General features: G+C 62.2%; 13 protein-coding genes and 1 pseudogene. 8 read left to right on the forward strand and 6 right to left on the reverse strand.

The window, feature by feature from the left end; translation table 11 throughout:
* Nucleotides 1-180, forward strand: a pseudogene (locus tag AB6O04_RS16400) (xylose isomerase); the annotation flags it as partial.
* Nucleotides 181-487: 307 nt separating this feature from the next.
* On the opposite strand, the gene AB6O04_RS16405 reads toward AB6O04_RS16400, so the two are convergent.
* Entirely contained in the window at nt 488-1,549 is a 1,062-nt protein-coding gene (locus AB6O04_RS16405) for a LacI family DNA-binding transcriptional regulator (protein ID WP_368565244.1), read from the reverse strand.
* 166 nt (nt 1,550-1,715) lie between these two features.
* Here AB6O04_RS16405 and AB6O04_RS16410 point away from each other — a divergent pair, with 166 nt between their 5' ends.
* From AB6O04_RS16410 to AB6O04_RS16435, 6 genes are all read left to right on the forward strand, one after another.
* On the forward strand, nt 1,716-3,872 hold the full coding sequence (locus AB6O04_RS16410; RefSeq protein WP_368565246.1) for an alpha-glucuronidase family glycosyl hydrolase: 2,157 nt from the start codon (nt 1,716-1,718) through the stop codon (nt 3,870-3,872).
* Entirely contained in the window at nt 3,872-5,857 is a 1,986-nt protein-coding gene (locus AB6O04_RS16415) for a sialate O-acetylesterase (protein WP_368565247.1), read from the forward strand. The genes AB6O04_RS16410 and AB6O04_RS16415 overlap by 1 nt, the downstream gene beginning before the upstream one ends.
* A 22-nt stretch (nt 5,858-5,879) precedes the next feature.
* Nucleotides 5,880-7,139, forward strand: a complete 1,260-nt coding sequence (gene manD, locus AB6O04_RS16420; protein ID WP_368565248.1) for a D-mannonate dehydratase ManD — start codon at nt 5,880-5,882, stop codon at nt 7,137-7,139.
* 173 nt (nt 7,140-7,312) lie between these two features.
* Nucleotides 7,313-8,968 carry a glycoside hydrolase family 43 protein gene (locus AB6O04_RS16425; protein ID WP_368565250.1) on the forward strand — a complete coding sequence of 552 codons (1,656 nt, stop codon included), beginning with the start codon at nt 7,313-7,315 and terminating at the stop codon, nt 8,966-8,968.
* Between the two features lie 125 nt (nt 8,969-9,093).
* The gene (locus tag AB6O04_RS16430) at nt 9,094-11,814 is read left to right on the forward strand and encodes a glycoside hydrolase family 3 C-terminal domain-containing protein (protein WP_368565251.1); all 2,721 of its coding nucleotides are present in this window, start codon (nt 9,094-9,096) and stop codon (nt 11,812-11,814) included.
* A 206-nt stretch (nt 11,815-12,020) separates the two neighbouring features.
* Nucleotides 12,021-13,514 (forward strand): mannitol dehydrogenase family protein, encoded by a 1,494-nt coding sequence (locus AB6O04_RS16435; protein WP_368565252.1) that lies wholly within the window; start codon nt 12,021-12,023, stop codon nt 13,512-13,514.
* A 473-nt stretch (nt 13,515-13,987) separates the two neighbouring features.
* On the opposite strand, the gene AB6O04_RS16440 is transcribed toward AB6O04_RS16435, so the two are convergent.
* The 5 genes from AB6O04_RS16440 to AB6O04_RS16460 form a co-directional block, all read right to left on the reverse strand.
* Nucleotides 13,988-15,085, reverse strand: a complete 1,098-nt coding sequence (locus AB6O04_RS16440) for an endo-1,4-beta-xylanase (RefSeq protein ID WP_368565319.1) — start codon at nt 15,083-15,085, stop codon at nt 13,988-13,990.
* A gap of 338 nt (nt 15,086-15,423) precedes the next feature.
* Nucleotides 15,424-18,147 carry a beta-galactosidase GalB gene (gene galB / locus AB6O04_RS16445; protein WP_368565253.1) on the reverse strand — a complete coding sequence of 908 codons (2,724 nt, stop codon included), beginning with the start codon at nt 18,145-18,147 and terminating at the stop codon, nt 15,424-15,426.
* A 141-nt stretch (nt 18,148-18,288) separates the two neighbouring features.
* Complete coding sequence (gene uxaC / locus AB6O04_RS16450) at nt 18,289-19,713, reverse strand: glucuronate isomerase (protein ID WP_368565254.1); 1,425 nt, start codon at nt 19,711-19,713, stop codon at nt 18,289-18,291.
* Between the two features lie 160 nt (nt 19,714-19,873).
* Nucleotides 19,874-20,890, reverse strand: a complete 1,017-nt coding sequence (locus AB6O04_RS16455; RefSeq protein WP_368565255.1) for an endo-1,4-beta-xylanase — start codon at nt 20,888-20,890, stop codon at nt 19,874-19,876.
* A 55-nt stretch (nt 20,891-20,945) separates the two neighbouring features.
* Nucleotides 20,946-22,244 carry an MFS transporter gene (locus tag AB6O04_RS16460; RefSeq protein WP_368565256.1) on the reverse strand — a complete coding sequence of 433 codons (1,299 nt, stop codon included), beginning with the start codon at nt 22,242-22,244 and terminating at the stop codon, nt 20,946-20,948.
* Between the two features lie 492 nt (nt 22,245-22,736).
* Here AB6O04_RS16460 and AB6O04_RS16465 point away from each other — a divergent pair, with 492 nt between their 5' ends.
* Nucleotides 22,737-25,748, forward strand: coding sequence for a TonB-dependent receptor (locus AB6O04_RS16465; RefSeq protein ID WP_368565257.1), 3,012 nt, complete (start codon nt 22,737-22,739; stop codon nt 25,746-25,748).
* The last annotated feature ends 30 nt before the right edge of the window (nt 25,749-25,778 follow it).

Genomic DNA, 25,778 nt, shown 5'->3' on the forward strand with positions numbered 1-25,778 from the left:
GAAACCTGGCGCAAGGATCGCTACGCCAGCTTCGATGCCGGCGCCGGCCGCGACTTCGAAGCCGGCAAGAGCAGCCTGGCGGATCTGCGCGAGTACGCCGTCAAGACCGGCGAACCCACCCAGCGCAGCGGTCGCCAGGAAGCGTACGAGAATCTGTTGAATCAATATTTGCTGCGTTGAGTCGTAGCCGCATTCCTCCGCTCACCTGGGGCGGAGGAATGCATCGCAGTACACCGAAGTGGGCAGAGCATCGAAGCGCATCGATTAGTCTGAAGCTGGAGGGAGCGGAAGCGAAATGAGCAGCACCTTGCAATGCGCTCCTGATCCGCGTGCTATCCGGCGCGCTTCACGTAGAGCCGAGCTTGCTCGGCTGCTCTTCGATTGGTGCACGGAGAGCCAAGAGCAGCGGAGCAAGCTCCGCTCTACGAGAAGCGCCGTTGCGACGGCCTTGTTGCTATCGCCACGGATATGCCGCGGGGCGCGGTTCTCACTTCCGCTTGGGCGGCGGAGCCACGGAGTCGCGCACGATCAACCGATGCGGCACCACGTGGTCCACCAACACCCGTGTGGTGCGATCCTTCCGGCGGATGCTGCGCAGCAGCACGTCGATGGCGGTATTGGCCATCGAAGCGATGGGCTGGTGAATGGTGGTCAATTCCGGCCATACCGTGGTGGCGGCGGAGGTATCGTCGAAGCCCACCACCGACAAATCACGCGGGACATCCAATCCACGCCGGTGCGCGACCGATATCGCAGCGGCGGCCATGTCGTCGTTGCTGGCGAAGATCGCACTCGGCGGGCGACGGTGCGCCAGCATTTTTTCAGCCGCTTTCAGGCCGGACCGGTAGGTGTAGTCGCCTTGCTGGACCAGCGTGGCGTCGAACGCGATGCCGGCTTCTTCGAGCGCCGCCTGAAAACCTTGGAAACGGCGCGCACTGGCGCTCAGGTCGGTCCGGCCCTTGATGCAGCCGATGCGCGTGTGGCCTTGTTCGATCAGGTACTCGGCGATCTCCTTGCCCGCGCGGAAATCGTCGATGCGCACGCAGGAAATATCTTCACTGAAACGGCCCGAAGCGATCGCGACCACCGGAATATGCGCGCGGACGAGTTCGGTTACCGCCGCGCGCGATTCGCACAAGGGCGGCGGCAGAATCACGCCGTCGACTTTCTTGGTCAGTGCGCGCGCGGCCTTGCGTTCCGATTCGGCATCCAGGTCATCCCAGTAATCGATGACCAGTTGAATGGCGGTGCGCGACGCCACGCGCAACAGACCGACCAGCAGCTCGCGCAGATAAGCGCCACTGGGATTGGTGTAGATCAGCGCGATGCGTGTGTGCTGGGCAGCGGCCAGCGAACTGGCGGCCAGGTTGGGCGTGTAGTCCAACTCGCGTACGGCCTGCATGACTCGTTCGCGGGTGGCGTCGCGGACCTTTCCCTGTCCGTTCATGACGCGCGATACCGTCATCGGCGACACCCCCGCCAGCGCTGCCACCTCATCGATGGTGACGCCGCGGCTCTTGCGCCGTTCGGATTTCTTAGGCTTCTCCAACACTCATTCCTTCACTCGGCTGGTGGACACAGGGCTCGCCGTCGAGGCCCCCGGCTTTATACGCCACGGGAATGCCCATGAAAAACTCGATCGGAGGCCCGTAATCCAGATGCCCGGAATGTTACCGCTAACCCCTCAGACAGGCGATAGCCGCCGCACAACGCTTATGGGCCGGCTCTTCGGCCTGTTCTTTCTAGGTTGGGCAAGCATGGCGTGCGTGCCTGCCGCGTTGGCCGAGGACGGCTACGACCTGTGGCTGGGCTACCGGACGGTGGAAGCGGACCGCGTGCAAGCCTACCGGCCGCACGTCACCCAGCTGGTGGCCGGAACGGCGACGCCCACGCAAGCAGCCACCCGTGCGGAGCTGATGCGGGGCCTGGAAGGTCTGCTCGGTACCGCGCCCGCCACGACGGACAGCATCACCCAGGACGGCGCGGTGATTGTCGGGACGGCCGCGTCCTCGCCATTGATCGCTCGCCTGGCGCTGGATACGCGCGGGCTTGGGCCGGACGGCTATCTGATCCGTAGCGCAACCGTGGATGGACAGGCGGTCACCGTGATTGCCGCCAACCAGGACATCGGCGCGCTGTACGGCGCGTTCCACTTTCTGCGCCTGTTGCAAACCGGGCAGCCGCTGGAGCACTTGGACATTCGCGAAACACCGCGCGTCAAGCTGCGCGTGTTGAATCATTGGGACAACCTGGATGGCCATGTGGAGCGCGGTTACGCGGGCGCTTCGATCTGGGATTGGCACAAACTGCCGGACTATCTGGATCCGCGCTACACCGACTATGCACGCGCCAATGCGTCGCTCGGCATCAACGGCACCGTTCTCAACAACGTCAACTCCAACGCGCTGAGCCTGACGCCGATGTACCTGGAGAAGACCGCCGCGCTGGCGGGCGTGCTACGTCCGTACGGAATTCGTGTCTATCTCAGCGCGCGCTTCAGTGCGCCCATCGAGATCGGCGGATTGAAGACCGCCGACCCGCTCGACCCGGCAGTGCAACGTTGGTGGCGCGAGAAGGCCGACGAGATCTACAAAACCATTCCCGACTTCGGCGGCTTCCTGGTCAAGGCCAATTCCGAAGGCCAGCCTGGGCCGCAGGACTACGGCCGCTCGCACGCCGACGGCGCGAACATGCTGGCCGATGCGCTCGCGCCGCATGGCGGCACCGTCATGTGGCGCGCGTTCGTCTATTCGCACGAACAACCGGATGATCGCGCGAAGCAGGCTTATAGCGAATTCGTACCGCTGGACGGCAAGTTCCGCGACAACGTGATGGTGCAGGTCAAGAACGGCGCCATCGATTTCCAGCCGCGCGAGCCGTTCCATCCGCTATTCGGCGCCATGCCGAAGACACCGTTGATGATGGAATTCCAGATCACCAAGGAATATCTGGGATTCGCCACGCATCTTGTCTACCTGGGCCCGCTGTTCGAAGAAACACTGAAGGCGGACACGCGCCAGCACGGCAAAAGCTCGACCGTGGCGAAGGTGATCGATGGCTCGCTGCACGGGTATGCAATAACTGGCATGGCGGGCGTGGCCAACATCGGCGCCGACCGCAACTGGAGCGGTTCGCATTTCGACCAGGCCAACTGGTACGTGTACGGCCGTTTGGCGTGGAACCCGAACCTGTCCTCGCAGGCGATCGCTGAAGAGTGGGCGCGAATGACGTTTTCCAACGACGCTGCGGTGGTCGCGCCTATCGTCGCCATGATGATGGGCTCGCGCGAAGCGGCGGTCGACTATATGACGCCGTTGGGCCTGCATCACCTGATGGGGCGTGGCCATCACTACGGCCCGGGCCCTTGGATATCGGGCGGACCGCGCGCGGATTGGACATCGGTCTACTACCATCGCGCAAGCGCAGATGGCATCGGTTTCGACCGCACCGCCAGCGGCAGCAATGCGGTGGCGCAGTACGCACCGGCCGTGGCGCGCGAGTTCGGTGACCTGCACCGGGTATCGGAAGAATTCCTGCTCTGGTTTCATCATGTGCCGTGGGACTACCAGACGCGCTCTGGCCGCCCGCTGTGGGACGAACTGGTGCATCGCTACACACGTGGCGTTGACTACGTTCGCGGCATGCGCAAGACCTGGGACGGCCTGGAAGGCCGTATCGATCCGGAACGCCATGCTCAAGTAGCCGACTTCCTCGCGATCCAGGAAAAAGAAGCGAAGTGGTGGCGCGACGCCAGCATCGCGTACTTCCAGACCTTCTCCAAGCATCCGCTGCCCGAAGGCTATGCGCCACCCGCGCAATCGCTTGAGTACTACGAATCGCTGGAATTCCCCTACGCGCCGGGGAACGGATGATGAGCCCGACGATGTCGTTGCTGTTGCGTACGGCCGGTATCGCGTTGTTGGCGCTCTTCGCGTCCACGGCGGTCCCCGCGCGAGCGCAGGAGAAGGGCCACGCATCGCTGCTGCACACCTTGTTCCAAGATCACGCCGTATTGCAGCGCGACCAACCTCTACGGATCTGGGGGCGTACACAGCCTGGTGAAACGGTGAGCATCACCTTCGCCGGCAAACGCGCGCGCGGACGCGCCGATGATGCGGGACGTTGGAAAGTGGAACTGCCGGCACTGAAGGCAGGCGGCCCTCATACGCTGACGGCGAGTTCTTCAGGCGGCGCCACCCAAACGGTGAACGACGTGCTGGTGGGCGATGTGTGGCTATGTTCGGGGCAGTCGAACATGGAACTGCCAGTTTGGCGTTCGCTGGACGCGCGCTCCGAGATTGCCGGGGCGGACAACAAGACGATCCGACTGCTGACGGTGCCGCAGAGCGGCAGCGTGGTTCCGCAGGAGAAATTCTCCGCTCCTGTGCAATGGAGGACCATCACGCCGGATACCTTGCGCGATTTCTCCGCGACGTGTTTCTACTTCGCCCGCGAACTTCAGAAGACCGTCGACGTGCCGATGGGCCTGATCAGCGCGGCTTGGGGCGGTGCCGCCATACAGGCATGGATGAGCGGTGAAGCACTAAGTGCGACCGGCCACTACAACGACGAGTTGGACGTGCTGAAGTTGTACACCAGCGATCCCGTTGCCGCGGTCGAGCGCTGGGACGGAATCTGGTCGAAGTGGTGGCACGGACGTTCCGATGTAGCAGCGGATGATGAGCCGTGGAGCCCCATCTATAAACCCGGTTCCGATTGGAAGAATGCACCACGCGATCTCGGGCCATGGGAACGTTGGGGCGTGCCGGAACTGAGCGACTTCAACGGCACGGTCTGGCTCCGCACGACAGTGAAGCTGACGGCACAGCAAGCAGCGCAGGACGCAGTGCTGGCGCTGGGCCCGGTCGATGAAATGGACATGACCTGGGTCAACGGCCGCGCCGTTGGCAGCACCTACGGCTGGTCAGGCCGCGACTACCGATTGCCGAGCGGATTGTTGCGCGAAGGCGAAAATGTCATCGCGATCAACGTGCTCGACACTTACCGCGACGGCGGCCTCACCGGGCCAGCGTCCGCGAACGCATTGCGTCTCAAGGATGGCACCAGTGTCCCGCTCGACGGCACATGGAAGTACCGGGTGATGCCGGGGCCGGACGAGCCACCGCATGCGCCGTGGCAAGGGGCCACCGGGCTGTCGACGCTGTACAACGGCATGATCGCGCCGCTGGGCCAGTATGGTCTGCGTGGATTCCTCTGGTACCAGGGCGAATCGAACACCACCGAGCCGGAACGTTATCGCGATCTGCTGCGCGGTCTTCATAGCGGTTGGCGCGCGCGTTTTGGCGCCGACCTGCCGATGCTGATCGTGCAGCTGGCCGGCTACGGTAAAGCGCTGACGCAACCGGGCGAAAGCGACTGGGCGGCGCTGCGAGAATCACAACGGCACGTTGCCGCCGAAGACCCGCGCAGAGGACTGGCCGTCACGATCGATATAGGCGACCGTTACGACCTGCATCCACCCAACAAGCAGGAGCTCGGCCGTCGTCTCGCGCGTGCGGCGCGGCATGTGGTCTACGGCGAAAAAACGCCGCCATCCGGGCCGGTGCCGCTGTCGGCAAAGCGCGAAGGCAATGCGGTCGTGGTGAGTTTCGGCGATGTCAGCGACCGTCTGGTGGCCTACGGTGCCGAGCATCCGATCGGCTTCGAGCTGTGCGGTGCGGGCCAAGGTACCTGCCGATATGCCAATGCGCAGATACGCGGCAAAGAAGTGGTCCTGCGTGCATCGTTGGCAGCGCCCGCCACTCGCGTGCGCTACGGCTGGGCGGATAGCCCGGTGGTCACCCTGTTTGACGGCGCTGGGCTACCTGCCGGGCCGTTCGAAGTTCCCATTCCATAATTCCATTCACGACGAGATGCCGATGAGCACCGCACCTGATACTGAAACTACGACGCACGGTTCCTCGCGTGACCGCGAGATCGTCAGCGCGAAAGTCATCGTCACCTGTCCCGGACGCAATTTCGTCACTTTGAAAATCCAGACGCGTTCGGGCGTGTACGGCCTGGGCGATGCGACGCTCAATGGCCGCGAACTCGCTGTCGCTGCTTATCTTCAGGAGCATGTCGTACCGAACCTCATCGGTCGCGACGCCGGCCGCATCGAGGACCTCTGGCAATTTCTGTATCGCGGTGCGTACTGGCGCCGCGGCCCGGTCACGATGAGCGCGATCGCCGCCGTCGACGTCGCGCTATGGGACATCCTTGGCAAGATGGCGGGCTTGCCCGTCTACCAACTGTTGGGCGGGCGTTCGCGCGACGGCGCGCTGGTCTATGCCCATGCCAACGGCCGCGATATCGCCGAGGCCAGCGATCAGGTCGGCATGTACCGGGAGAAAGGTTTCCTGGCCATTCGCGCACAATGCGGCGTACCGGGCGTGAAGAAGGCCTACGGTATCTCCACCGGCACCAAGCCTTACGAACCAGCCGAGAGCGAACTGCCCGCCGAGACGGTCTGGAACACATCGCGCTATCTGGAGGCCGCACCGAAGTTGTTCGAGCAGCTGCGCAAGGATCACGGCAATGACATCGAACTGCTGCACGATGTGCACCACCGCCTATCGCCGATAGAGGCCGCGCGCCTGGCGCGCGACGTGGAGCCTTATCGATTGTTCTGGCTGGAAGACGCCACGCCGGCAGAAAACCAGAAATCGTTCGAACTGATCCGCAAGCATTCGGTCACGCCGTTGGCTGTTGGCGAGGTATTCAATTCGATCTGGGACTGCAAACACCTGATCGAGAACCAGCTGATCGACTATATCCGCGCGACCATTGTGCACACCGGCGGCATCACCCATGTCCGCCGCCTGGCCGACTTCGCCGCGTTGCATCAGGTGCGCACCGGTTTCCACGGCGCTACCGACCTGTCGCCGGTATGCATGGGCGCAGCGTTGCATTTCGATACCTGGGTACCGAACTTCGGCATCCAGGAATACATGTTCCATACCGACGAGGCCAACGAAGTGTTCCCGCACGACTATGTATTCCGCGCCGGTCGCCTGCACGTCGGCGACACGCCGGGCCATGGTGTGGATATCGACGAACAGCTCGCCGCAAAATATCCGTACGTGCCCAAGCAGCTTCCGATCGCGCGATTGGAAGATGGCTCGATGTGGGATTGGTGAGCGCCATGAATATTCTTCGTCGATTGTGCTCTTCCTCCTCCTTGACCAGCCGTTCGGCTGTTGAGAAGCCCTTGCAAAGGAGGCAAAGGCAAAGCCGCTTTTCCTCCTCCTTTAATAGAGGGGGACTGAGAGGGATTTGCTCTTCGATTCTCCGCGACTGCGTTGCTGGACTGTTGATCATCATCGGACTATCCGCAGCGGCTCAAGCCGCCGAACCAAAACCAGTGCTCTTCGACTGGTTCGAATACCGCGGCCAAGACGCAGCATTTAAAGCGCCAGTTCCCGCGGGCAGCTATCGCAATCCAGTGCTAGCCGGCTTCCACCCCGACCCCAGCATCACGCGCGCTGGCGATCGCTTCTACCTGGTGAACTCGAGCTTCGCGTTCTTTCCCGGCATTCCCGTGTTCGAGAGCACGGACCTGGTGCACTGGCGACAGATCGGCAATGTCATCGACCGCCCGTCGCAGTTGGACTTCGATGGATTGGGCATGTCGCGCGGCGTGTTCGCGCCGGCTATCGAATACCACGACGGCACGTTCTATGTGGTCAACACCGCAGTGGACAGCGGTGGCAACTTCATCGCCACCACGAAGAATCCCGCCGGCCCCTGGTCCGACCTCACCTGGTTACCGACCATTGGCGGCATCGACCCCTCGTTGTTCTTCGATGATGACGGCCGCACCTACATTCTCAACAACGACGCGCCCGTCGGTAAACCGCGATACGACGGCCACCGCGCGATCTGGTTGCAGGAATTCGATGTCGCCAAGCTGCAGCCATTCGGCCCGCGCAAGGTGCTGATCGATGGTGGCGTCGATCCGTCGACCAATCCGATCTGGATCGAAGGTCCACACATCTACAAGCGCGACGGCTGGTACTACCTTAGCGCGGCCGAAGGCGGCACCGGCCCGCAGCATTCGCAGGTAGTGCTGCGCAGTCGTGATGTGTGGGGGCCTTACAAACCCTACGAGAAAAATCCCATCCTGACCCAGCGCGACCTGCCCGCCGACCGTAAGCATCCGATCACCAATGCCGGTCACGCCGATCTGGTGGAAGGACCGGACGGCAGCTGGTGGGCCACCTTCCTGGCCAGTCGCAACTACGACGGCGTGCACTACAACACCGGGCGCGAGACCTTTCTATTGCCGGTGGAATGGAAGGACGGCTGGCCGGTGATCCTCGAAGCCGGGCGCGAGATTCCCTATGTCGCTCCGGGCCCGAGTTTCATGTCGGGTACCGCCACGCATACGCCGTCGACGGGCAACTTCACCTGGCGCGACGAGTTCGATGCCACTGCGTTGGACCGCGCATGGATGTTCGTGCGCGTGCCCAAGCAGAAGTGGGCGAAACTGGACGTGCAGCCGGGGCGCCTAGCCATCCAGCCACTCGCCGAGGGCTTGGACACACTGCGAAATCCATCGTTTCTTGGGCGCCGTCAGCAGCACATCGCCTTCGAAGCGAGCACCGCGCTTACCGTACCGACAAACAGAGACACCGAGGCAGGACTAGCGGCATTCCAGAACGAGAAGCACTGGTACTTCTTCGGCGTGCGTCGCACGGACAAGGGCATGGAACTATTCCTGCGCAAGAAAGGCGGCGGAGAAACCGCGACGATTACCAGCACAGTCGTCGCGCCGACGAAAGATCTGAAACTGAAAATAACCGGAGACGGCCGCGCCTACTCGTTCGCCTTTGACGCGGACGGCAAAGGCTGGAAGTGGCTGAAGCAGAACGATGACGGGACCATCCTCAGCACCGAGACCGCCGGCGGTTTTGTTGGCGCGGTGGTGGGGCCGTATGCGGTACAAACGGTGCAGATGGTTCGGTAACCGTGTAGGAGCGACGTGAGTCGCGATGGTTTTCGGCGGGGAGCGTCGCGACTTGACCAGCCATTCGGCTGTTGAAAGCCGTCGCTCCCACAAGTAGGGATCATGTGGTGAGGAGAAGATCAGGAATGCAATCGACAACAAGCGACAACGTACGCAGTCTTCTCACGAAGCGGCTCACCAGCGGCATCGCAATTTCCGTGCTGCTTGTGTCTACGACGCTTCCAGCCTGGGCGGCCGAAAAGAAACCCGATGCCGAAAAACCCGGCTATCTCGACACCACTCGCAGCTTCGAGGAGCGTGCGGCTGACTTGGTATCGCGACTGACGCTGGAGGAAAAAGCCGCGCTGATGCAGCACGATAATCCGGCGATCCCGCGTCTGGACCTGCCCGCCTACGACTGGTGGAACGAAGCCCTGCACGGCGTAGCGCGTGCTGGCGCGGCAACCGTTTTTCCGCAAGCCATCGGCCTGGCGGCCACGTTCGACGTTCCGCTGATGGACGAAGTCTCCAAAACCATCAGCGATGAAGCCCGTGCCAAGCACCACGACTTCGCCGCACGCGGCGAGCGCGACCGCTACAAGGGCCTCACGTACTGGTCGCCGAACATCAATATCTTCCGCGATCCGCGCTGGGGCCGCGGGCAGGAAACCTACGGCGAGGATCCATACCTGACCTCGCGTCTGGGGATCAGCTTCGTCCGCGGCTTGCAAGGCGACGACCCCAAGTACCACAAGCTCGACGCCACCGCCAAGCACTTCGCCGTGCATAGCGGCCCGGAGGCCGACCGCCATCATTTCGACGTGCATCCGAGCAAGCGCGATCTCTACGAAACCTATCTGCCGGCATTCGAAGCGCTGGTGAAAGAAGCCGACGTCGCCGCGGTAATGGGCGCCTACAACCGCGTCTACGGCGAATCGGCCAGCGGCAGCAAATACTTGTTGCAGGACATCCTGCGCCGCGACTGGGGCTTCAAGGGCTACGTGCTTTCCGACTGCTGGGCGATCGAGGACATCTGGAAGAACCACAAGATCGTCGCCACGGTCGAGGAAGCTTCCGCGCTTGCGGTCAAGAACGGCGACGATCTCAACTGCGGCCACAGCTACGCCAAGGCGCTACCGGTGGCGGTGAAGAAGGGCCTGATCACCGAGGCGGAACTTGACGTATCGCTCAACCGCTTGGTGACCACGCGGATGCGGCTGGGCATGTTCGATCCGCCGGAGATGGTGCGCTGGGCGCAGATTCCCTATTCGGTGAATCAGGCACCGGCGCATGACGCGCTGGCACGGCGCGCCGCCCAGGAATCCATGGTGTTGTTGAAGAACGACGGCCTGCTGCCGTTGTCGAAAGACCTCAAGCGCATTGCGGTGATCGGCCCGACCGCCGACGACACGATGTCGCTGCTCGGCAACTACTACGGCACGCCGGCCGCCCCGGTAACGGTGCTGCAGGGGATTCGCGAAGCGTTGCCCAATGCCGAAGTGATCTATGCGCGCGGTGCCGACTTGGTCGAAGGCCGTAATGATCCGGCAGCCGCACCGCTGATTGAAGGACGCTATCTGCGGCCATCCGCCGATGCATCGCAGCGCGGGCTCAAGGGCGAGTACTTCCGCGGCCGCGAGTTCAAGGGCAAACCCGTGTTGACCCGCGTCGATCCGGAAGTCGGTTTCCGCTGGGACCGTGGCGGACCGACCGACGACATGGTGGCGCGCGGCGAGATGTCGGCTGCCAAGAGCCTCGGCGGCGACGATTTCAGCGTCCGTTGGACCGGACAACTGGTGCCGCCGGTATCGGGCAAGTACGAGATCGAAGTCGCCGCCAACGATGGCCTGCGTCTTTGGTTGGACGGCAAACCTTTGCTGGAAGAGTGGAGCGATGCTTCTCGCCTGCGCAGCAAGTCTGTCGCGGTCGATCTGGAAGCCGGCCGCGCCTACGACCTCAAGCTTGAATACTACGAGCTGGAGCAGGATGCCGGTGTGCGCCTGGCCTGGCGCATGCCCGGCGCGAAATCGCTGTTCGACGAAGCGCTGGATGCCGCACGCGCGGCCGAAGTGGTGGTGTTCGTCGGTGGCCTGACGGGCGATGTCGAAGGCGAGGAAATGGAGGTGAATTATCCGGGCTTCGCCGGTGGCGACCGCACGGACATTCGTCTGCCGGAAACCCAGCGCAAACTCCTCGAAGCGCTGCATGGGACCGGCAAGCCAGTGGCGCTTGTGCTGACGACGGGCTCTGCACTGGCGGTGGACTGGGCGAAGGAAAACCTGCCGGCGATCCTGGTCGCCTGGTATCCGGGCCAGCGCGGCGGCAATGCGGTGGCCGACGTGTTGTTCGGCGATACCAATCCAGCCGGGCGCCTGCCGGTGACGTTCTACAAGGCGGATGAGAAGCTGCCCGCGTTCGACGACTACAACATGAAAGGGCGCACCTACCGGTACTTCGATGGCGAGCCGTTGTATGCGTTCGGCCATGGTTTGTCGTACACACGCTTCGGCTATTCGGGCTTGCGTGTGGATCGCGACAAGATCGGGTCGAAGGAGCAGGTGCGGGTCGCATTGAAAGTGAAGAACACCGGACAGCGTGCTGGCGATGAGGTCGTGCAGCTCTATCTGCATCCACTCGAACCGCAACGCGAGCGGGCACGCAGGGAGCTACGCGGATTCCAGCGCGTGCATCTGCAGCCGGGCGAGGAACGCGAGGTGTCGTTCACGTTTACGCCGGAAACTGATCTGCGTCACTACGATGAAGGGCGCAAAGCGTATGCGGTTGATGCCGGCGCGTATGAGGTGCAGTTGGGTGCGTCGAGTGCGGATATTCGGTTGAAGAAGCGGGTTAGCATTAAAGAGAAATAAGTCTAAGCAGCAATGAAGCCCCTCTCCCTCCGGGAGAGGGGTTGGGGTGAGGGTACGGCGAAGAGGTATGGTGCCGATCGCAAAACTGACGAAGAGCTGATGATTGCTCTTAGCCGTTCGCCGATACCACTTCGCCGTACCCTCATCCGCCCTTTGGGCACCTTCTCCCGAAGGGAGAAGGGAAGATCGAACAGGCTTGAACAACAATGACCTATCCCACCTCTGCCACCCCACGCCTGAACGACGCTGAGCTCACCTGGCTGCCGCCAGAAGTCGCCCGACCCACCTACAACCGCGACAACACCCGCATAGGCATCGTCCACATCGGCGCCGGTGCATTCCACCGCGCACATCAAGCGGTGTACATCGATGATCTCCTCACCGATGAACCGGACTGGGCGATCAGCGGCGTATCTCTGCACAGCAGCGAAGTGCGCGACATGCTGCGACCGCAGGACGGCCTGTACACGTTGGCCCTGCTCGGCGAACAATCCAGCCTGCGCGTCATCGGCTCGATCCGCGAACTGCTATGCGCACGAGACGAACAGGCGGCAGTACTGGCGCGGCTAGCCGATCCGGCGGTGCGCCTGGTCACGCTGACCATCACCGAAAAAGGCTACTGCCTCAGCAACGGTGAGCTCGACTTCGCGCATCCGGAAATTGTCCATGACCTGGCAACGCCTGACACCCCGAAGGGCGCCATCGGCTACATCGTGGCGGGATTGAACTTACGCAGGCAGCGCGGTCTTGCGCCATACACCGTACTCAGCTGCGATAACCTGGCTGATAACGGCGGCAAGCTTCGCCGCGCGGTGTTGCAGTACGCCAAGCGAGTCGATGCCGGATTGGCGGCGTGGATCGACGCTGAAGTGGCTTTCCCGCGGTCAATGGTCGACAGCATTACGCCCGCTACCGACGAGGCACTGCGTGACCGCGTCGCAGCACAACTCGGCTTCACCGACGCCTGGCCGATCCAGCGCGAGCCGTATACGCAATGGGTGGTCGAAGACCGCTTCCGCAACGGCCGGCCTGCCTTCGAGCGTGCCGGCGTGACGATGAGCGACGACATTGCCGGCTACGACCGCGCCAAGCTGCGCCTGCTCAATGCTCCGCATTCCACGTTGGCCTATCTCGGCTCGTTGTTGGGCATAGAAACGGTCGCCGACGCCATGCGTCAGCCGGCACTGGCGGGTTTCGTCGAGCGCCTGATGCGCGAAGACATCGCTCCCACGCTTGATGTTCTTCGCGGCTTCGATCCCAACGCCTATATCGATGCCATTCTCGAGCGTTTCCGCAATCCCAATATCCGCCACCTGCTCTCGCAGATCGCCTGGGACGGCTCGCAGAAACTGCCCGTCCGCATACTCGGCACCATTGCCGACGCGCTCGCCGCTGGCCGCTTGATCGATCGTTTATGCCTGCCCGTGGCGGCGTGGCTGCATTTCGTGCGCCGGCAGGCGCGCAACGGCATCGCGCTGGTCGATCCGCTGGACGAAGCACTGCGGGAAATCGGACGCGCCACGACCGGCAATGCACTGGACGATGTCGTGGCGTTCCTCAAACTCGACGCCGTGTTTGCGTCGGTATCCGCCAACCCGCGCTTCATCGAGGCGCTGAGCGACGCCTATGCGGCGCTGGGTGATGGCACGCCCGCGGCGGTAGCGAATGCACTCAGCCAATCCGCGAAGCCACGGACGTGAAACGGCGAGATGGGATTCGGATACCAGTTGGAGGACAGACGGGATGCCGATGGCGCCGGCATCTGGGCGCCTTCGCATTGCAGCTCTTGTGGGAGTGGTGTCGGCATGCCGGCACCTGTGAGTCGCGACCGGAAACATCAACGTTGCGACTCACGTCGATCCCAAAGGGGTGGCTCCCAGTGATGCAGACCGGATGCAGCGCAGCGGAACCAATGATGGGGCGGAGACACGGTTGATTTTTTGCGCGAAGGTGGGCGGACGAACGGCGGATGGTAGGTTCGGCGCCGTAAATGACGCTCATAAATCCTTGTAGGAGCGACGTCAGTCGCGATGAAGCTTTCCCGTTAAAGCTTCATCGCGACTGACCCGTGCCGGGCATGCCGGCACCACTCCCACAAGAGCAATCCATAGGGCGGGCCCAGGCCCGCCGCGAGAGAAACAGAAATCTCGCAAGCGGTGGGCCGGGGCCCACCCTACGATTTGGCGAATTCCGCAGGCACCTTCAACACCGCCTCCAGCGCCGGCTTGGGCTTGCGTGCACGGTCGAACAGTAGCGGGTAGTTGGTCCGGTGGGGAATCGGGTAGTCGTTCTTCCATGACATGTCGTCGTGCACGCCCCACAGGCTGACGCGCGAGATCGCATCGCGCTTGCGATGGAAGATGCGGAACAGTTCGGCGTAACGCTCACTCAACCGCCGTTCGACATCCACTGGCAGGCCGTTCGGATAAGGATCGAGGAACTGCTTGAACTCTTCCAGCTGGAACTGCGGGTGCGCCATGCCGGTGCCGATGATCTGTCCTTCCTTCGTCAGCGGAAGTACATCCACGTCCAGCTCGGTGATCATCACCTTCAAGCCCAACGCCGCGTAGGCATCGATGGCCGCTTCGATGTACTCGGTGCGTGGATAGTTCAACCCCCAATGGCCCTGGATACCGATGCCGTCGATGCGGATACCGGCTTTCTGCAGCATCTTCACCATGCGCACGATGCCGTCGCGCTTCTCGGGCCGCCAGGCGTTGAAGTCGTTGTAGTAGAGCTCGGTGTTGGGCGCGTACCGGCGGGCGAACGTGAAAGCGAGCCGCACCAGTTCGTCGCCGTCGCCGATGCTCTTGACCCAGGTCGTGGGGCGGTAGGAACCATCATCGTCGATCACTTCATTCACCACGTCCCAGGCGTCCACCCGGCCGGCGTAGCGTCCGGCCACGACTTCGATGTGGCGGCGCATACGCTCGATCTGGGCTTCGCGAGTGTTCGGCTTGCCGCGCTCATCCTGGAAGAACCACTCCGGCGTCTGGTTATGCCAGACCAGCGTGTGGCCAATGATGAACATGTCGTGTCGTTCGCCGAACTCGACGAACGCATCGGCCGGCCCAAATTCGTACACGCCCGGCTTCGGGTTGATGACCTCGTTCTTCATCACGTTCTCAGCCGTGATGGCGTTGAAGTGGACCGGTACCAGCGCCTGGGAGGCTGCGTCCTTGCCGGATACGATGTCGTCGTTGACAGCGACGCCTAGCAGGAACGCATCGGCATAGGCATCTTTGAGAGTGGCCGGGGCGCGTGATTGCATCGTGGTAGGCCCTGTGTTCGAAGTGGGCTTGTTGCCGCCGGCGAGCGCGACACCGCTCAACAGCACACCGTTCAACAGCACCAAAGCCAGGAAAATTGTCTTGCGATAGGGTGCAGTCACTTGCTGGTTCTCCAATTGGTGATCTCCATTGCGGTGGACTAGAGCATTGTTGGCGAAATGTTTACAGGACCGTCATCCCCCGCGCAGGCGGGGACCCAGCGACTTGACCAACCATTCGGCTGTTGAAGGCCGTCCAGATCGCGACCAAGTCGCTGGGCCCCGCCTTCGCGGGGGTGACGAAATAGTCGTGGGCTGTGAACATCTGGCTCGAAAATGCTCTAGCGGCCGTCGACAACACGCAACGTGGTGCTGGTGCCTTGCAAGGTGTCCGATTCCGCGTGCAGCGTGATGGTGCCGGACTTGCCGGGCAGGCTGCGCACGATGGCTAGCGCAACCCCATTGAACGCATTGCGTTCGTGCGATGCGAACGAGGCCATGTCCGTCGGGTCGCCGTTGTCGGTAGCGGCGATCTCACCAGGGCCTTCCACGCGGAAACGGATGCGATTATTCGCGGTCGGCGCGGGCCGTCCCTCTGCATCGACGATACGCACCGTCACGAACGACAGGTCCAGACCATCGCCGTGGATATCGCGACGATCCGCAATGGCTTCCAACTTTGCGGGTGTGTCCGCTGTATAGATCGTATCGCTGGCCCAGGGCTTTCCATTCTTGTACGCCTCCACCCGCAGTGCGCCTGGTTGGTAGATCACGTCATCCCAGCGCAGGCGATACTCGAACGGGCTCTTCTTCTTGCGTCCCTGCGATTTTTCGTTGACGAACAGTTCGGCCTCATCGCCGGAGGTGAAGACGTGCACCGGCGTCACCTGTCCTTCGCGCCCCGGCCAGGTCCAGTGTGGAAGGATGTGCGCCATCGCCAGATCGGGACGCCACCGCGCTTGATACAGATAGAAGCGATCCTTCTTGAATCCGGCCAGATCGATGATGCCGGAATAGGAACTTCGGGACGTGTAATACGGCGTGGGCTCGCCCAGGTAATCCCAGCCGGTCCACACAAACTCGCCGGCCACATAGGGATGTTGGTCAAGCGACGCGAATACCTTGTCGGCGGTGGAACCGAAGTCGACCGCATGCAGCTCGTACGCACTCACCTGGCGAATCGTCGAATCACCGCCACTGCCGTCGCGCACGGGCGCGCTGACGTCCTTCGACACCGGGAAAAGATACACGCCTCGGCTGCTGAGCGCCGATGCCGTTTCGCTGCTGATGATCGCTTTGTCCGGAAAGACGCGATGGAAACCCGGGTACTGCGGCGGCGTGCGGATGCGGTCGGTGCCTTCGAACTCCGCTGACTGGCGGATGCCTTCGCCCTGATAGTTGAGGTTGATGACATCGAAGGCAGTGGCGAACGGCATGTCAGGCTTGGCCCAGTTCATCGACGCGGTGGTGGGCCGGGTCGGGTCTTCTTCACGGACGATGTTGTGCAGGCGCCGCCCGATGGTTGCACCTTCCTGGCCGGTGTACTGCTCGCCTACTTCGTTGCCGACACTCCACATGACGATGGAAGGATGATTGCGATCCCGCCGAAGCATCGCGCGCAGATCCGGCTCGTGCCAATCGGGAAAGATCAGATGGAAATCGAGCGGCGTCTTCTTTCGCTCCCACACGTCGAAGATCTCATCGACCACCAGGAAGCCCATGCGATCGGTCAGTTCCAGCAGCTGCGGATCCGGCGGGTTGTGCGCCATGCGGATCGCATTGGCGCCCATCTCCTTCAGCATCCCCAGCTGGCGCTCCGCTGCACGTACATTGAACGCCGCACCCAAAGCGCCAAGGTCGTGATGGTTGTTGACGCCCTGGATGACGACGCGTTCGCCGTTCACGTGAAGGCCTTTATCCGGATCGAACCGCAGCGAGCGGATGCCGAACCGTGTTTCATAGAGATCAATCACCTTGCCGCCGCGCGAGACCGTGGTGACCGCGACATAGCGATTCGGCTGTTGCGTCGGTGGCGGGCCCCACAGACGTGGACGGGCGAGGGTGGTGGATCCGACAACTCGCGTGTTGTTGCGCGGTGCCACGGTGACACGCGCTGGCGCCATGCGCGCGACGGCCTCCCCGATCTCCGCGCCGTCCGCATCCATTGCATGGATAGCGGTGGCCACCTCGACCTCGGCCGGCCCCTCGCCATCGTTGTCGATGGTGACTTCCAACTTAATGGTGGCTTGCTCCTTCGACACCTGCGGTGTGGCCACGTACGTGCCCCACTGCGCGATGTGCACCGGATCGGTCTTGGTCAGCCAGACATTGCGATAGAGACCGCCGCCCGGATACCAGCGTGCGGAATCTGGCGGGTTGTCGAGACGAATGGCGAGCTGGTTGACGCCACCCGGCACCACATACGGCGTCAGGTCCAATCGCCAAGAGTTGTAGCCGTACGGCCAGCCTCCAACCAGCCTGCCGTTGAGCCAGACCGTCGCGTAGGACATCGCACCATCGATATCCAGAAAGATCGACCGGCCGCGGTCACTGGCTGGAATATCGAGCTGCTTGCGATACCAGCCAATGCCCCAGCTCGGCAGCCGGCCCATGCCGCCATGCGGGCCATCGGTCAGGAACGGTCCTGCGATGGCCCAGTCGTGCGGCAGCGTGATCGCTTGCCAGCCGCTGTCATCGAAGCTGGCTTTCACGAACGCGACGTCACTGCCAGGATCGCCGGCCGGTCGCGTGTGCCGGCGCGCCGGATCCTTGATGAAGGCGTTGCCGGTGGGAAGAATCCACGGCTTCAGCACCGCTTCCGAGCGCGCCGCTATCTTCTCGGCTTCTTCGGGTCGCGCATCCGCGTCCTTGCCATCCTCGCTGCGGACCACCTTGGGCCGCACGTCGTAGTCGAGCACGGTCGTTATGCCGACCGGATCGCCTGCGTGAAAGCGCCAACCCGCATTGATCGACAAGCGCTCACGGGGTGCGTCCTGCGCCGCATCGAGGCTGAGCGGCGTGAGCAGCAGGAGCAATAGGGCGACGGCGCGACGGTTAAAGCTCATTCGTAGAAAAGGTCCATGTACATGCAGAACATGTAGGAGCGCCGTCCCGGCGCGAGCTCTTCGCTTCTATCGCGATCTGACAAGAAGAGCTCGCGGCGGGACGCCGCTCCTACAGGGGGTTGCAAGGGGTTGGAATCCATATCAAAGCTTGTATGCCCGCTTCGGCAACCGATAAGCCAGATCGACCACGACCTCCGCGGCTTCGTCTTCATCGATGCGATGCTCGGCGACCAGCTTGGCCAGGAACGCGCAATCGATCCGGCGTGCGACATCATGGCGCGCCGGAATCGATAGGAACGCGCGGGTGTCGTCGTTGAAGCCGACGGTGTTGTAGAAGCCACCACTGGCGAGTGTCTGCTCGCGGAAGCGCCACATGCCTTCCGGTGCATCGTGGAACCACCAGGCAGGGCCGAGGAACAGCGAAGGGTAGTGACCCGCCAGCGGCGCCAGCTCGCGCGAGTAAGTGCTTTCGTCCAGCGTGAACAGGATCAGGGTCAGGCGTGGCTCGTTACCGAAGCGGTCGAGCAGCGGCTTCAATGCGTGTACGTAGTCGGTGCGCAGCGGAATGTCGGCGCCCTTGTCGCGGCCATAGTGCTCGAACAGGCCATGGTTATGGTTGCGGAAGCAGCCCGGATGGATCTGCATCACCAACCCGTCGTCCAGGCTCATCGCCGCCATCTCGGTCAGGACCTGCGCGCGGAACAGTTCTGCATCCGCTGCTGTCGCCGTGCCGCGCACGACCTTGTCGAACAGCTTGCGCGATTCTGCTTCGGAAAGATTCGCGGTCGCCGCACTCGGGTGGCCATGGTCGGTCGAGGTCGCACCCATCGATGCGAAGAACGCGCGGCGCTGGCGGTGCGCGCGCAGATAGCCGTCCCAGCTGTAGACGTCCTCGCCGGTAAGCTCGCCGAACTGCTTCAGAGCACTGGGGAACTGTTCGTGTTCTGGATCGACTACCGGGTCGGGGCGATAAGCGGTGATGACGCGTCCGCCCCAACCGCTGTCGCGGATGGTGGCGTGATGCTGCAAAGGGTCCAGCGGCGATTCCGTCGTCGCGATCACCTCGATGTTGAAGCGCTCGAACAGTGCACGTGGGTGGAACTCAGGCGTCTGCAAGGCCTCCGTGATGCGGTCGTAATACTGATCGGCGCTGTTGGCGTCCAGCCGCACCCGCAATCCGAATATGTCGTGGAATACATGGTTCAGCCACATCGATGACGGCGTACCGCGGAACAGATGGAAGTTCTCCGCGAACAGCCGCCACGCCGCACGCGGGTCGACCGCGGCACGCGAGCCATCGCTCCGCGGAATGCCCAGCGCATCGAGCGAGATGCCCTGGCTGTAGAGCATGCGGAATACGTAGTGGTCAGGGATCAGCAGCAGCTCCGTCGCGTTGGCGAACGGTGCGTTGCTGGCGAACCATGCCGGGTCCGTGTGGCCGTGCGGGCTGACGATCGGTAGATGCGCGACGAGGGTGTACAGGCGCCTGGCGATGGCGCGCTGTACGGGATCCGATGGAAATAGTCGGTCCTCGTGCAATGCCAGGGTTTTTGCTTCGACAGTCATGATTGCGGATGTGCCTTAGGTATACGTCGATATGAACTTTGTGAAGCTGAGAATGAGTCGGCCGTGCCGCCGTTGTAGAGCCGAGCTTGCTCGGCTGCTCTGGTTGTTACTACCACTTCGCGAAAGGCAGCCGAGCAAGCTCGGCTCTACCCTCCTCCGGTCACTCTGACGGAGCGATCGGTGCAACGTCACCACGAACATAGCCCCGCAACCATTTCAATGCAGGACGCTCACTCCCATCTCTACGAACGAGATACGCACCTTCCTTGTCCCGCCAAAGCCCACGTCGAAAACCCCACAACGTGATGCCATGCACGCCAGGATGCTCCCAGAACACCGGGAAAATTCGTTGGTAATCGCGCAACTGTTGTTCGTCGGTTGGCCCATCGATATCCATTTCGGTGACATAGATCGGTAGGCCCGTAGCCGCCAGACTGTCCAGGTTGGCGCGATGCACCTGCATCGGCGTTTCGGTCGTGGTCGCGAATGCATGCCCTTGCACGCCGATGGCATCAACCAGCTTCTCCTTCTGCAGCAGCTCGACTATCTCGCGATAGCGGCGGGTGGCTTCCACATTGTTGGTGATGCTGTAGTCGTTGATCATCAAGGTGGAACGAGGGAAGTGCTTGCGTGCGAGCCGGAAGGATTCGAGGATCCAATCCCAGCCACTGGCGCCGGCGCCTCCGAGCGCTTCGATATAGTTGCCGCCGCCTTCGTCGGCCTTGCTCGGTGGATCGTTCAGCGGTTCGTTGACGACCTCTACGAAGTCCAGATCCGGATAGCGTTCCGCAACAGCGGCGAACCATTCTTCGATCTCTGCACGCTGTTCGTCGCGTGGAAGCGTCTCCATCCACTCTGGCTGCTGGTTGCCCCAGACCATCACATGCATCTGGAATGGAAATCCATGCGCTTTGGCGAACCGGTACGCTTCATCCAACCCGCTCCAATCCATCCTGTCGCGCTCAGGTTCCACGACGCCCCATTTGCCCACGTTTTCCGGGGTGACCTTGTTCCAATAGACGGCGAAATCCTTGGCCTGCAGTCGACTGTACGCGCCGCCAAGAAACTTCGGTTGTCCGGCCGCGATGGGCGTGCCTTGCTTGGGCGAGTCTTGCGCGTTCAGCGCAAATGGAAACACAGCCAGCGCCGCGAGCAGGATGATGCGAGTTTTCTTCATTGGCCGTCCCCTTTCGACGGTTGAGTGTGAGCAATCGAGCGTGGCGCAGCCGTGATTACGCTACCGGTTTGTTTTCCAGCTGTGCCGGCTCCAGCCTCGGTACAAGCACATGGACGATGGTAAGCGCGATCAGATACGCCGACCCGGCCATCAGGAACAGCGGCACATAGCTGCCGGTGGCTTCCAGCAGAAAGCCGGTGAATGTGGCGATCAACATGCCGCCGACAGCACCGGCAAAGCCGCCCATGCCGACGACGGAGGCAACGGCGTGGCGCGGAAACATATCGGAAGTCAGGGTGAACACATTGGCCGACCAGCCTTGATGTCCCGCCGTCGCCAGCCCAATCAACCCGACCGCCAGCCACAGGTTGTCCGCCTGTACCGCGAATATGATCGGTACCACGCACAGCGCGCAGATCAGCATCGCGCTCTTGCGTGCGCGATTGACGCTCCAGCCGCGTTTGATGAAGCGCCCGGCAATCCAGCCGCCGCCGATGCTGCCCACGTCGGCCAGCAGGAAGATCACGATCAGCGGCAGGCCCAGTCCCAACAACGTCAGGCCGTACTCGGCGTGCAGGAATTTCGGCAGCCAGAACAGGAAGAACCACCAGACCGGATCGGTGATGAACTTCGCAGCGACGAACGCCCAAGCCTGGCGGTGCCGCAGGATGCGCGCCCACGGCACGCGCACGGTCGGCTCCGGCGGATCGCTGCGGATGTGCGCCAATTCCGCAGCGGTGAGGTTGGGCTGGTTCTCTGGTGGGCGATAGGTCGACAGCCACACGGCCAGCCAGGTGAGGCTCAACACGCCGGTGAACAGGAACGCCGCCTGCCAGCCCCAGGTCACCGCGACGATCGGGACCATCAGCGGCGCGACAATGGCGCCGATGTTGGAACCGGAATTGAAGATGCCGGTGGCAAGCGCGCGCTCACGTCGCGGAAACCATTCGGCAACGGTCTTGATTGCGGCGGGAAAATTGCCCGCTTCCCCAAGGCCCAGCATGAAACGCGCGAGCATGAAGCCGACGACGCTGGCCGCAAGTGCGTGGCTCATCGCCGCGATGCTCCAGATGGCGATCGCAATGGCATAGCCAATCCGCGTGCCGAGCTTGTCGATGATCGCGCCGGTGCAGAGCAAGCCGATCGCATACGCGGCTTGGAACGCGGTGACGATGTAGCCGTATTGAATCTCGTTCCAGCCGATCTCTTTCTGCAGGAACGGCGCGAGTACGCCCAGTACCTGGCGGTCGATGTAGTTGATTGTCGTGGCCGCCAGCAGCATGGCGCAGATGCGCCAGCGGTACATGCCGACTTTCGCAGCCGAAGTGTCCGCGGAGGAGGGGATCCCGTTCATGCCTGATCCGCCGCGGGAGTTGGCAATTTCCCCGCCAGAGCATTGTTGACAAATGCATCGTCGACAAGCCTCAAACCTCCCACGGCGTGCCTGTGTCGAAGAAAGTTGCTGCGTTGCAGCGCATCGAGTGCGCATGTTCCGTTTCGCTTCATCGCTGTTTTCCCCGCGCAAAGCCGCAGGGCCCGCATAAGTGGTAGCGCTATCAGTAACACAAGCGCGGCGTGCGGTGCCACCTGTCACTTTTGTTATCAATTAGTGAAACGAGAGAGTCGCTGAAAGCCTTATGTTGCAGTGCATCGAGGACATTTTGGGGACAAAAACAAGGAATGTTGCTATGCAGCGTGCGGAGCCAAAATGGTAGCGCTACCATCCGGCCGACCGAAACGAGGCAGTAGTCAGCTACAGCGGATCGAGCCACAAATCCATTGAATTCGGCATGCGTTGCGTTTGTGTTGCGGGCAGCCGGTCCACCAGAAACGAGAGGGGAGTACGGTGCAAATCCATATCGCAAGAACAACATTGTCGCGTGCGTTGAGTGTGGTCCTGCTTGGCATCGCCAGCGGTTCCGCTTTCGCGCAGGCGCAAGCCGAGCCGCAAACACAAACAACACCTGCGCAGGAGCCGGCACCGGCGCAACCGGCCGTCGCCAGCGAATCGCCGGATGTCACCCAGCTGGACGCCGTATCCGTTACCGGCTATCGCCGAAGCCTGCAGTTTTCAACCGATGCCAAGCGCGAATCGACGGGTTTCACCGACTCGATCTTCGCTGAAGACATCGGCAAGTTTCCGGACCAGAACATCGCCGAATCCTTGAGCCGCGTTCCCGGCATCCAACTTTCGCGTGACGTCAACGGCGAAGGCGTGAACGTTGCCATCCGCGGCCTGGGTACCAGCTTCACCAAGACGACGCTCAACGGAAGCTCGATTGCCACCGCTTCCATCGGCCTCAACGCCCAGAACCAGAATCGCGAAGTCGATCTGAATCTGCTGCCGACCGAGTTCTTCACCCAGCTGACCGTTCACAAGACGCCGACGGCAGGCCTGCTGGAAGGCGGCGTGTCGGGCGTTGTGGACATGCGCAGCGCCCGGCCGTTCGACAACCCGGGCACGCATTTCACGTACCAGTTGCAGGCCGAGTACAACGACATCAGCGAAAAGACCAGCCCCCGTGGTTCATTCATGGGCAGCTGGACGAATGAAGCCGGCACGTTCGGCGCGCTGGTCGGGGTTTCTTCCGTGCGCGGAAAGATCGGTGTCGAAGGCTACGAAACCATCGGCTGGACGAACCCGGGTTTGAACGAAGTCCAGTGCGGCATTACGCCGCCGCCGGGGCCGAATGATGATCAAGCTCCGTACAACAACCGCCCCGCATCGTGCAATACCGGTGGCGGCGGCAACTGGCTGATTCCATCCCATGTGCCGAACAACGCTTCCGCCATTGGCGCCGGGCTGACGCCTGGTGCTCCCATCACCCGGGACATGTTGCTCGCGCTGAATCCCGGTTTGACCATCGAACAAATCGGCGAAGCGTTGGTTCCGCGTCTGGGCCGGCCGGTGCACATGTCCGGCGACCGCGACCGCGACAGCGTGGTGGCTTCGTTCGAATGGAAGCCCAACGAGGATATGAGCTTCTACCTGGACACGATGTACTCGAAGGCGCGCCGCACCAACGAACGCCTTGCCATCAATCTGGTCATGCGCAACTTCGCCGCCAATGGCGCCATTCCGATCGGCATGCAGCTCGACGGCAATGGTGTGATCACCGAGGCAACGTTCGCCAACGCGCAGTTCTTCCTGGAAGCGCGGCCCTACTTTGAGGACGTCCAGTTCTGGAACGTCAATCCTGGCGCACAGATATTCTTCGGCGAAAACGACAACATCAAGCTGGATGTGCAGGCCAACCTGGGTCGCAGCTGGATGTTTCGCGAATCCCCCACCGTCCTCGTCAACACTCCGTTCACCACCATCCAGTATCTCAACCAGGGCGGCGACTTCCCCACCTGGCAAACCGACCTGAATCTAAACGACCCGAATCTCGGATGGACCTGGGAGGGCGGGCGCGTCAACATTCAGAACGAAAAGCGAGTCACTGAAACCCAGGGCGCACGCGCCGACCTGCAGTTCGGCGAAGACAAGAACAACATTACGGTGGGCTTCGCCTACGATGAGGCCGAACGCCGCATCCAGGGTTTCGACAACAGCGCGGCGTGGGAAGACGTCGCCTGTCGTGGCCTGAATCCTGATGGCAGCGTACCCAATCCGCGACTTCCCTGTGCTGGCGGCCCGCTGGCAGCCGTGCCGAACGCAAACTTGGCGTCCTATCTGAAACCCGGTCCGCACGGTTTCGTCACGGTGGATTTCGACCGTTTCAAGCGCGACACGAACTACTACGAGTTGCGTGACAATGCGCCCGAGTCCGGCGCCGCTAATACAGCAGCGTCCACCGGTGGCGTCCATGAGAAGAACATGGGCTTCTATGTCGAACTCAACGGTGAGGCGGACATCCTGGACCGTCCGTTGCGCTTCAATGCCGGCGTACGTTATGTCACCACCGATCAAGAGACGCGTGGCCCGGTGCAATCAGGCGCGACACGCAACTACGTCACGCTGAAGTCGGACTACAAGGAAGTACTGCCCTCGTTCAGTGCCGCGTGGGACGTGGCCGATGACGTGGTGCTGCGCATGTCGGGCTCGCGCACGATGACCCGTCCGAATCCCAGCTCCATGCTGCCGAATACCAACTTCAGCGATCCGGTGGCGCAGCAGGCGACCCGAGGCAATCCCGATCTGACCCCGTACCTGTCCACCAACTTCGATATCGGTGGCGAGTGGTATACCGGCGATGAAGGTTTCATCGGTCTGACCTTGTTCGACAAGCGCATCGATGGCTTCACCGTGCTGGGCACGCAAACCATTCCGTTCCGCGAGCTGGGTATCGCGTTCGAGGATCTGAACGATGGCCAGCGTGGTGCGATCAACGCGCGCGGCGGTCCGGATGCTGCGACGGTGACTGTGCAGCAGCAGGTCAACGCTGACGGAACGCTCAACATCCGCGGCTGGGAAGCCATTTGGGTGCAGCCACTCGACAAGTGGGTGAATGGCCTGGGCTTCATGGCCAACTACACCAAGATCAAGCAGTCGGCCGAAGGCGATGCCCCGGCGGTGGCCGTCGGCGTGGCGCCGGATCTGTGGAATGCCACCGCCTATTGGGAAAACGACGTCGCTTCGGTTCGCCTGTCCTATACCTGGACCGACGACATGATCGCCTCCCAGACCAACGAGAACGGCATCCCGTATGCACGGCGCACGATCGACGCACGCGGCCAGCTCGACCTTTCCGCCAGCTACACCTTCACCTCACTACCCACGGAACCGCAGATCACGCTGAACGTCATCAACATCACGGGTGAATCGATGCGCCAGGCGTTCCATTGGGACAACGCTACATACGAGTACTACGACCCGGGTACCACCGTCATGCTGGGGGTCCGGGGCAAGTTTTGAGCACAGCTGCATCTTGTGTCTCCCTCCTCG

Source organism: Pseudoxanthomonas sp. UTMC 1351 (genome assembly GCF_040948865.1).
Taxonomy (GTDB): Bacteria; Pseudomonadota; Gammaproteobacteria; order Xanthomonadales; family Xanthomonadaceae; genus Pseudoxanthomonas_A.